Source organism: Novacetimonas cocois (genome assembly GCF_003311635.1).
In the GTDB taxonomy this organism is placed as follows: Bacteria; Pseudomonadota; Alphaproteobacteria; order Acetobacterales; family Acetobacteraceae; genus Novacetimonas; species Novacetimonas cocois.
The window spans coordinates 1-5766 of sequence record NZ_QEXL01000035.1; the positions used below are offsets into that span (position 1 = coordinate 1).

General features: G+C 58.4%; 7 protein-coding genes and 1 pseudogene. 6 read left to right on the plus strand and 2 right to left on the minus strand.

Annotated elements, in window-relative coordinates:
• The coding region (locus tag NJLHNGOC_RS15020; protein ID WP_113597070.1) for a DUF3363 domain-containing protein at window positions 1-968 on the plus strand (968 nt) is incomplete at its 5' end.
• Window positions 969-989: 21 nt separating this feature from the next.
• On the opposite strand, the gene NJLHNGOC_RS16660 is transcribed toward NJLHNGOC_RS15020, so the two are convergent.
• Window positions 990-1235, minus strand: coding sequence for a glutathione binding-like protein (locus NJLHNGOC_RS16660; protein ID WP_010512013.1), 246 nt, complete (start codon window positions 1233-1235; stop codon window positions 990-992).
• Between the two features lie 117 nt (window positions 1236-1352).
• A complete protein-coding gene (locus NJLHNGOC_RS16665; RefSeq protein ID WP_010512015.1) occupies window positions 1353-1598 on the minus strand; it encodes a glutathione S-transferase N-terminal domain-containing protein in 246 nt (81 codons plus the stop codon).
• Between the two features lie 93 nt (window positions 1599-1691).
• On the opposite strand from NJLHNGOC_RS16665, the gene NJLHNGOC_RS15030 reads away from it, so the two are divergent.
• From NJLHNGOC_RS15030 to NJLHNGOC_RS15050, 5 genes and pseudogenes are all read left to right on the plus strand, one after another.
• On the plus strand, window positions 1692-2237 hold the full coding sequence (locus NJLHNGOC_RS15030; RefSeq protein WP_113597069.1) for a TetR/AcrR family transcriptional regulator: 546 nt from the start codon (window positions 1692-1694) through the stop codon (window positions 2235-2237).
• An 88-nt stretch (window positions 2238-2325) separates the two neighbouring features.
• Window positions 2326-2547 carry a hypothetical protein gene (locus NJLHNGOC_RS15035; RefSeq protein ID WP_010512019.1) on the plus strand — a complete coding sequence of 74 codons (222 nt, stop codon included), beginning with the start codon at window positions 2326-2328 and terminating at the stop codon, window positions 2545-2547.
• Window positions 2544-3122: a zeta toxin family protein gene (locus tag NJLHNGOC_RS15040; protein ID WP_014106943.1), complete on the plus strand. Its 579-nt coding sequence runs from the start codon at window positions 2544-2546 to the stop codon at window positions 3120-3122. The genes NJLHNGOC_RS15035 and NJLHNGOC_RS15040 overlap by 4 nt, the downstream gene beginning before the upstream one ends.
• Window positions 3123-3292: 170 nt before the next feature.
• A pseudogene (locus NJLHNGOC_RS15045) lies at window positions 3293-5296 on the plus strand (conjugal transfer protein TraG).
• A complete protein-coding gene (locus NJLHNGOC_RS15050; RefSeq protein WP_010512024.1) occupies window positions 5293-5748 on the plus strand; it encodes a hypothetical protein in 456 nt (151 codons plus the stop codon). The pseudogene NJLHNGOC_RS15045 and the gene NJLHNGOC_RS15050 overlap by 4 nt, the downstream one beginning before the upstream one ends.
• Window positions 5749-5766: the final 18 nt, after the last annotated feature.

Here is a 5766-nt window from a genome sequence, read left to right on the forward strand (position 1 = left end):
ACCCAGAAATTACCGGCCAAGCACATCAATCAGGGGTTCTTCGATCCCTCCAGGTCGGACGGCTGCGGCGACTGGAACGGATGGGCCTTGCCCATGAGGTCGGGGTCGGACAATGGCGGCTGGAGGAAACGGCGGAAGTCACCTTGCGCGAGATGGGGCAGCGCAATGACATCATCAAACGCATCCACCGTGGTCTGAGTGAACAGGGGATCGAACGGCCCTCGTCGTCATGGGTGCTGGCCGGGGAAGACCCGGCCGAGCCGGTGATCGGACGTCTGGTCGCGCGCGGTCTGGATGATGAACTGAAGGGGAGTGCCTATGCGGTGATCGACGGCGTGGACGGGCGCACGCACCATGTCCATCTGCCATCACTGGAAGCGGCCGGCGACGTGCCGCACGGTGGGCTGGTTGAACTGCGGACCTATCAGGATGCGAAGGGACAGCGACGGGCGACACTTGCGGTGCGGTCCGATCTGCCGATCGGAGAGCAGGTGCTGGCGCGGGGCGCGACATGGCTGGACCGCCAGCTTGTCGCTCGCGAACCGGTGGCGCTGGGAGAGGGTGGTTTCGGCGCGGAAGTGCGTGACGCGCTACGCCAGCGCAGCGCTCATCTGGTCGAGCAGGGGATCGCACAGCAGGACGGAGCGCGCGTGCGCTATCCGCGTGGCATGGTCGCCTCCATGCGGGCGCTGGAGATGCGGGACGTGGCCGGGCGTCTGGCGCGCGAAACCGGCCAGCCCATCCAGAGTGCTGAGGCCGGCGAGTACGTCACTGGAACCTACCGACAGCGGCTGACCCTCGCTTCGGGGCGCTTTGCTATGATTGATGGCGGCCTCGGGTTCCAGCTTGTTCCCTGGACGCCATCGCTGGAGAAACAGATCGGACGTCATGTCTCCGGCGTCGCACGGGAGGACGGGGGCGTGGACTGGTCGTTCGGCCGGAAGCGGGACATGGGGATCGGGCTTTGATCGCCCGCTTCGCTGGCCAACTTAGTATGGTAACGTCAGCATACCGGGCATCGGGATGAAATTGGGGAGACGGCTGACCCGTGTCATCCACGCCATTAACGCGGGGAAAGGCCTTACGTCCACACTGCCCTCGTGCGCAACCGAGAGGTAAGGAAAGACTGCACAGTCGGCGATTGTAGGATGGCTTGATGCCAGCCACTCTCGGCTTTCCAGATGTTTGTTGAGGATTGGAAGAATCTTGGTGCTCCAGTGAAGGGCGGCCTCCATGTCGAGATCGACACCGAACTTCCTGATCAGACGTGCGGCATTCGGCCCATTGCGGATCTCACAGGCTGCAACTGACAGCCACCCGACAATGTTCGCCTGAACGCGTCTGTCATCGGGTCACCATCGCTGGTCGGACAGACTGCAAGCCAGATAGACGAGAATGGCCTGAGAATCCCGGACGACCGTCTCGCCATCGACGAGAACCGGTACTTCCTGAAATGGATTCAGGTCCGTAAACAACGAGCTGTGTTGCTCATCTTTGGAAAAATCAACCGGCACAAGGTCAAGAGGAATGCCGGTAAGGGCTGCAAACAGGCGCACCTTGTAGCAATTGCCGGATACATCGAGATCATAGAGTTTCATGACTGAGTCTCCTGACGATGGACTGACACTTTGAGAATGAAATGATCCCGGAATCAGGAAACCAGACCGATCGGTCTTAATGGAAGAATAAAGATGAAAGCATCCTATGACGATATCGTGATTGCTGCGCGCGAACTCTTCCGGGAACGGGGATACACCGGCGCTTCGATGAACGACCTGGCCGAGTGGGTCGGTCTGAAGAAGTCCAGTCTTTATAATCGTCTTCCAAGTAAGGAATCGCTCGTCGTTGATGTTCTCGAATTGACCCTGAAGGAAACTTTTGAAGGGCTTCCCGATCCGGCAGTCGACTGGATGCACACTTATCGAGAACTGATCGACCGTATTGTCGCAGTCTTTAGCGAGCGTGGACGATGTGTAGGCTTCCACCTGGCTTTCGGAGTCCCGATTGACACGCCAGAGGCGAAGACGGCTGTCCGGGATTTCGTAATTGCATTGCGCGCCCGAATGGCGGAAATCCTCGAAAAGGGTGCGGTTGATGACCCTATGCGGGCAGCCACGGACGCCCTGACACGTTTGCAAGGAGCTACATTCTGGCTGGCGGCCCTCGACGAAATAGAACCGCTCAGACGGGAAGCGGTCGGTGTTCTGGCTTCTGTGGGGATATCAACGCAGGCCTGATGTCCGTCTGGGCAAAAGACCTCTGCGCGTCAGACAACGATTGTGCTATGAGTGACTCCATAGAACGTCATGGATAAACGGGGTCGTCATGTCCGAATACAAGATGCAGGAGCGGCAGCACTATGCATGGGCCAGCTTTGAGGCGGTCCGCGTTGCTGGCGAGCGGGCACGGGAAGCCCGGACAGCGAGCGGCGAGATCATGACCTATGTCCAGAAGGGATGGGTTGTGCGCGAATTTCCCGGCGGTCGGGTTGAACGTCTTGCACCGCTGGAAGAGTTCCGCGACGAAGATTTTCCCTATCCCGCGTGACACGATTACTGATTTACGCAGGACCGAACGGCTCCGGAAAAAGCAGTCTGCGGGTTGGCACGAGCGCTGACATTGAGCCGGTCGACATCGTCATTGACCCCGACCAGATAGCGCGGGGGATCAACCCAGGCAGCCCGCGCGATGCAGACAGGGAGGCCGGACGGCGAGCCATCGAGATATTCAACGCGTCGCTGGCCGCCGGGAAGTCGATTTCTCTCGAAACGACATTATCTGGCCGTTCCGTAATCCGTCGCATCACGGCGGCGCGGAACGCCGGATATCATATCGAGCTGAGATATATTGCTCTGGCGTCGGTCGAAATGAATGTTCAGCGCGTCAGGGCACGTGCTGCGGGTGGTGGACATTTCATTGAACCGGAAGCCATTCGCAGACGATATATTGGCAGTCTCGCCAATCTTCCGACTGTTATTGGCCTGTCTGACCGTGTTGTCATCTCCGATAATTCAGGCGTTATGCCGGAGCCTGTGCTTGAAATCGAGAATGGTCAGATTGTGCGTCGAGGTATGACTATGCCTGCATGGCTGGTCAGCACATGTCCGGACTTCTGCCGTTAGTGCGTTTTGTCGCCAAGACCAGACACGCTGTTGGAATGGGTTCTGGTAACGCTTGCGCCGACAATTTTACGCCTCTTTGCGCCGGGCCGCGCAGGTAGGGCGGAAAACATTGAATCCAGTTAAGTGTCTTCGTTTCCTTTCTTCCATGGGTTTCTATGGAGGAAAGCACTATGTCCGGATCACGGATTTTATGGGGGCAGGTGAGCGTCGTCCTGCTCATGATCATCCTGTCATGGTGGATGGCGACGCAATGGGTGGCGTGGAAACTGGGCTTTCAGCCCCAGCTTGGTCAGCCCTGATTCACGCTTGCGCATCATTGGCCTGTCTACTGGCCCCCCATGGTTTTCTGGTGGTGGTATGTCTACGACGCCTATGCCCCGGATATTTTTAATCAGGGCGGGTGGATCGCCGGTAGTGGCGGCGTACTGGCTGTTGTGGCAGCGGTCGCGCTTTCCATTCGTCGGGCTCGTGAGGTAAGACGGGCCGCAACCTATGGAAGCGCACGCTGGGCCAGCCGTGAGGAATTGCAGCAATCCGGATTGCTCGATCCCGATGGGGTCATTCTCGGGCAGTATGGACGGGATTATCTCCGTCATAATGGTCCTGAACATGTCCTGTGTTTCGCGCCGACCCGTTCCGGTAAGGGGGTGGGGCTTGTCATTCCGACCCTGCTGACATGGCCGGGATCAGCCATCGTCCATGATATCAAGGGAGAAAACTGGCAGATCACCGCAGGTTTTCGGGCGCGTTTCAGCAGCGTGCTCCTGTTCGATCCGACCAATCCTGCCTCTGATCCCTACAACCCCCTGCTTGAAATCCGGCAGGGGGAGTGGGAGGTACGCGACGCCCAGAATGTCGCGGACGTGCTTGTCGATCCCGAAGGATCGCTTGAACGCCGGAACCATTGGGAGAAAACATCACACTCTCTGCTGGTGGGCGCCATCCTCCATGTTCTGTATGCGGAGAAAGACAAGACGCTCTACGGTGTTGCCAATCTTCTGTCTGATCCGAAACGCTCAATTGAAGCCACGCTTGCTGCGATGATGCAGACGAAGCATCTGGGCAAGGATGGCCCGCATCCGGTGGTTGCATCCGCCGCCCGTGAACTGCTGAACAAATCTCCCAACGAACGGTCTGGTGTGCTCTCCACCGCCATGTCGTTTCTTGGCCTGTATCGTGATCCGGTCGTCGCGAAAGTCACTTCGCGTTGTGCCTGGCGGATTGCGGATATTGTCAAAGGGCGTCGTCCGACCACGCTTTATCTCAGCGTGCCACCCTCGGATATCAGTCGCACCAAACCGTTGATCCGTCTGATGCTGAACCAGATCGGGCGCAGACTGACAGAGGATCTGAACGCGCATAAGCATAACCATCGCCTGCTGATGATGCTGGACGAATTCCCGGCGCTCGGGCGGCTTGATTTCTTTGAAAGCGCTCTCGCGTTCATGGGTGGTTACGGCATCAAAGCTTTTCTGATCGCCCAGAGCCTGAATCAGATAGAGAAAGCCTACGGTCAGAACAATTCGATCCTCGATAACTGTCACGTCCGGGTCAGTTTTGCCACCAACGATGAACGGACTGCCAAGCGGGTCTCAGATGCATTGGGCACTGCCACGGAAATCAGGTCACAGAAAAACTATGCCGGGCATCGCCTGTCACCCTGGCTGGGGCATCTGATGGTTTCGCGGCAGGAAAGTGCCCGCCCGCTTCTGACGCCAGGTGAAATCATGCAACTTCCACCAACCGACGAGATTGTCATGGCGGCGGGGACGCCACCCGTTCGTGCGAAGAAAGCTCGATATTATAGTGATGCCCGTTTCCGGGAGCGCGCACTGCCACCGCCCCAACCAGGAACGATATCAGCACCGACCGCGATACAACCGGATGACTGGACCAGACGTCCCTTGCCCGAGACGGTGGTGCATGGTGCCGCCCCCCCACTGTCAACGCAGGAAGAAGAAACGCCTCTGGGGGCCGGTCACAAGCGCACACCGGACGCCGATCCGAGTGATATTCCACCGCGTACGGAGAGGGATGACACGCGGGAGCAGACGAAATCACCCGAAGCTGGCAATCGCACGACACGGTGGGACCGGGACTTTATGGATCTTCAGAAGGTAGCGCGGCTGGCCGCCATTGACCGTGATGATGGGATGGAGATCGGTGGACCATGAAACGCTCCCGCAAGAAGCAGCAGATGACGGTCTATCTCGATCCCGATCTGTTCAAAGCTGTCAGTGATACGGCCACCCGTCGCCGTCAGTCCGGCTCCCTCGTGGTCGAGACGGCTCTGTCTGTCTTTTTCTCTCCTGAAGAGGGGACCGGACAGGCCGCACTGACCCGACGGCTGGACCGTGTCGATAAACGCCTGTCCCGACTGGAGCGCGATACCGGGATCACCGTCGAGACATTGGCCCAGTTCATCCGTTTCTGGATGATCATGACGCCCGCCTTGCCCGAAAGCTCGGCTGCTGCTGCACGGGCGCAGGCGGCCGAGCGTTATGAAGGCTTCATCGAAGCGCTCGGCAGGCGTCTGGCGACAGGCCGACGTCTATATGAGGACGTTCTTCCTCCTGACGCACAAGTCAGTGCTAGCACTACAGTTGCATTTTGTGTTGAGTTCTGAATCGATGGGTAACCATGA